General features: G+C 71.4%; 2 protein-coding genes. One reads left to right on the plus strand and one right to left on the minus strand.

The features are described from left to right. Positions 1 to 117: 117 nt before the first annotated feature. Complete coding sequence (locus tag ABFS34_16085) at positions 118 to 1,506, minus strand: hypothetical protein (protein ID MEN8376947.1); 1,389 nt, start codon at positions 1,504 to 1,506, stop codon at positions 118 to 120. Between the two features lie 639 nt (positions 1,507 to 2,145). Between ABFS34_16085 and ABFS34_16090 the strand changes: the two genes are divergently transcribed. Continuing rightward, positions 2,146 to 3,566: DUF222 domain-containing protein (locus ABFS34_16090; GenBank protein MEN8376948.1), on the plus strand; the 1,421-nt coding region annotated here is incomplete at its 3' end.

A 3,566-nucleotide genomic window follows, 5' to 3' on the forward strand; every position in this document is an offset into this window, starting at 1 on the left:
GGATCATCGAAGAAGTCGAACGCCCGCTCGATGGGCAGCGGCACGATCTGTGACCGCTCCAGGACGTGGGTCTCGACCATGGCGACTGCCTACACGGGCGGACGCCGCGTGGGTCCGCTAGCGGACTCCCCCGTCGGGGCGGAGGACGTCGCGCGCCTGTGTCATCGTGTTCGAGTACCTGGGCAGCCCGGACAGGTCGACCGTCCAGATCTCGCTCTGCGGTTCGGCGGACGGCCAGCGGTTCATGTCGTCCGGCGCGAAGAGGCCCACGATGTGCGCCATGGCGGCGAGCGGCAGCGTCTCCTCGAGCGGGCTGTCGTATTCGCCCACCACGCGGTAGGTGCGGCCCTCCTCCAGGCGGACGCCGCCGTGCCACACGCCCATGACCTCGCGGCTGATGCCGTGGATCAGGCCCTGCTCGTCCAGGTCGCCGGTGATCTCCACCAGCACCTCGCCGGTCTCCGCGTCCACCAGCCGGACCCTCTTGCCGAAGTCGTGCAGGTGACCGCTGGCCATGAGCATGCGGCCTCCCACGGGCGGCTGGAACTCCCAGCTCCTGACGCTGGGTCCGGGCTCCAGGTCGAACGCGTTGGTGAAGCCGATCTCGTTGTTCACGTCCACGTACAGCGGCAGCACCTCGATGATGTCGTCCGCTTCGTCACCCGGGGTCCACGGCAGCGCGAGCTTGATGAAGACCTCCTCCAGCGCCGCGCCGGTCTTGTTGTCCCACATGATGTAGAAACCGAGGTTTTGCCCGACCTCGAGGGGGACGCCCAACGTCCTGGGCAGTCTGACGTCTTCGGTCTCGGTGCCGATCCCGAACAGCCTCTCCGCCACCGGATATGCGAACATGCGCCGGTCGAAGTTGACCGCGATCAGGTGGTGCATGAGCGAGCGCGGCAGGACGTTGCCGTCGCCGTCGTGCAGCTCCAGCGCGAAGCCGCGGATGTAGCCGTCGGCGGGCCAATCGATGGGGATCACCGGGGAGCGCGTGTGACCCTCGTGCCCGGGCACGTTCTCGGCCGCCGGGTCGCCGTCGGGCGCCTCGCCCATGGGACCGGCGTGATCACCGCCTTCAGCGTGATTGGCGCCGTCGTGATCGTGCTCCTCGCCGTCGTGATCGTGATCGCCGGCATCGTGCGCGTGTCTCTCGCCCTCGTGCGCGTGTCCCTCGCCTTCGTGCGCGTGCTCTTCGCCGTGATCGTCGTGACCTTCCGCGGCGTACTTCGCGTGCTCTTCGGCGTGCTTCCCGTGATCCTCCGTTTCGGCGCGACCCTCCTGGGCCTCGGCGCCGTCGCCGTGCGCGTGCCCGGCCGGCCCGTTGGGCGCCACCCGGAAGGGACCGGCCCACACGACCACCTCGTCGCGCGCCTCATCCACCACGGCGCGGGCGTTGAAGCCGTCGGGTCCGGGCTCACTACGCAGCTCCGACGGCATGGGCGACGGAGGAGTGGTCGCGCACGCCGCCAGGGCGGTCAGCGCAAACACTGCGGATATGGCTCGCATAAGTCGATCTCCCTCTTCGGAGGTTCAACGTCGAGTTAACATAGAAGCTACAATATGCGGGGCCGATCCCCCCGCGGGCGCCAAACCCCGCGTTCTCCCGGGCGATCGACAGGCCAGGAATCTACCAAGACCTTCGCACCGCGTAAAGTAACAGTTCTTCTGACCTAAGCCGCCGCCGCGAGGGACGGGTTCCGGGCGGAGGCCATTAGCAGGCCGGCACCACCAAGGCGCGATTCGCGTCCGCCCACGTTTCCGCGGAAACGTCCCCGGGAGGTCGATGACGCCGGCCGTCGCCCGCCCGCCGCCTCCATCGCAGCCCCCCAGTCCTCCATCGCAGCCCCCACGCCCCCGGCGCACCCCCCAAAGTCGTCCCAAACCGCCATTGACAGGTTTCTGGGCTCGGAGATGAGGACGGCCGGGACCTCCCTCTGCTTGGCCGCCACGTGGGCCTCGCCGGGCGCCTGACGCTCGGCGCGCCTTCATCCCTCCCCGCGGCATCTCCGGACGCCGGATCGGCCCGCAGGAGGTCGTTCAGAGCGTCGCCGGATCGGCCCATATATTGGGTGTAGGCGATTGCGGAATAACGACTTGCGGCCGGACAGGGGGGTATGGGCGATGTATTTGGCGGAGACGGTACGGGTGGGAGTGACGGCGGGGGCCTGGGGTGGGAAGGCGGGTGCGGAGCGGAGCCGGGACGCCTATGCGCGCCGGGCGTCGAGCGAGCGGCGGCTGTGGGTGGTGCGGGAGGTGGCGGTGGAGGACGACGCGGTCGACCCCGAGGACGAGCTCTTCCTCCTGGGCGAGCGCTGCGCGGAGACCTACATGCGGGCCGACGCGCTGCAGTACGAGGCGATGGTCCTGCTCGCCGAGTTCGACGAGCGCGACGGCTGGCAGGATACGGGCTTCGGAGGCACCGCCGAGTGGCTGGCCTGGCGCATCGGTATCAAGCCCGGCGCCGCGCGCGAGCGGGTGCGCACGGCGCGGGCACTGGGCGAGCTGCCGCTGACCTCGGCCGCGATGCGCGACGGCGAGCTGTCGTTCACGAAGGTGCGCGCGCTGACGCGGGTCGCGCGGGCCGAGAGCGAAGAGGCGCTCCTGGAGTTCGCGCGCTCGTGCTCGGCCGCCCGGCTCGAGGCGAAGCTGCGCGGCTGGACGACCGACTCCGTCCTCGCCGAGGCCGACGCCGAGGCGCGCCGGCACCTTACCCGCACCTTCTCGGTCTTCCCCGACGACGACGGCATGTACGTCGTGCGCGGCCGGCTCGACCCGGAGGTGGGCGCGGCGCTGATGCGGGCGATCGAGGCGGCGAGCGACGCGCTGTTTCGCGGCGAGCCGCCGCCCGGTGCCGACGAGGACGAGACGATGCCGGAGCAGCGGCGGGCAGACGCCGTCGGGTTGGTGGCCGAGCGGGCGCTCGCGGCGGGTTTCGGCGACGGGCCGTTGAGCGGGTCCCGGGCCGAGCGCTACCAGGTCGTGCTGCACGTCGAGGAGGCGGCGCTGAGAGAGACGGCGACGACGACCGGGCTCGTGGCCGCCCCGAAGGCGCTGACCCACGCCGCCATGCCCACCGCCCACGTTTCCGCGGAAACGTCTGGGCCGCGGTCGACGGTCGACCCGGGGCAGGTCGTCCGCGCCGATGGGCCCACCCCCCGCCCGGTCTCCGAGCTGGCAGACGGCGTGCGCGTTTCCGCGGAAACGTCCAGGCGGCTGGCGTGCGACGCGTCGGTGGTAAGAGTCACGCGCGAGCTCGACGTGGGCCGACGGACGCGCACCGTCCCGCCGTCGCTGCGGCGGGCGCTGGAGGCGCGCGACCGGGGGTGCCGCTTCCCCGGGTGCGGCGGCCGCTTCACGGACGCGCACCACGTCGAGCACTGGGCGGACGGAGGCGAAACGCGGTTGGAGAACCTCGTGCTGCTGTGCCGCAGGCACCACCGCGCGGTGCACGAGGGGCGGACGCGGGTGTGCCGGGGCGCGGACGACTCGGTGGTGTTCTTCGCGCCGCGGGGACGCACCCTTTACGACGCGCCGAAGCGGTCGCTGAACGGGCACCGACCGGCCCG

This window comes from Gemmatimonadota bacterium (assembly GCA_039715185.1).
GTDB lineage: Bacteria > Gemmatimonadota > Gemmatimonadetes > Longimicrobiales > RSA9 > DATHRK01.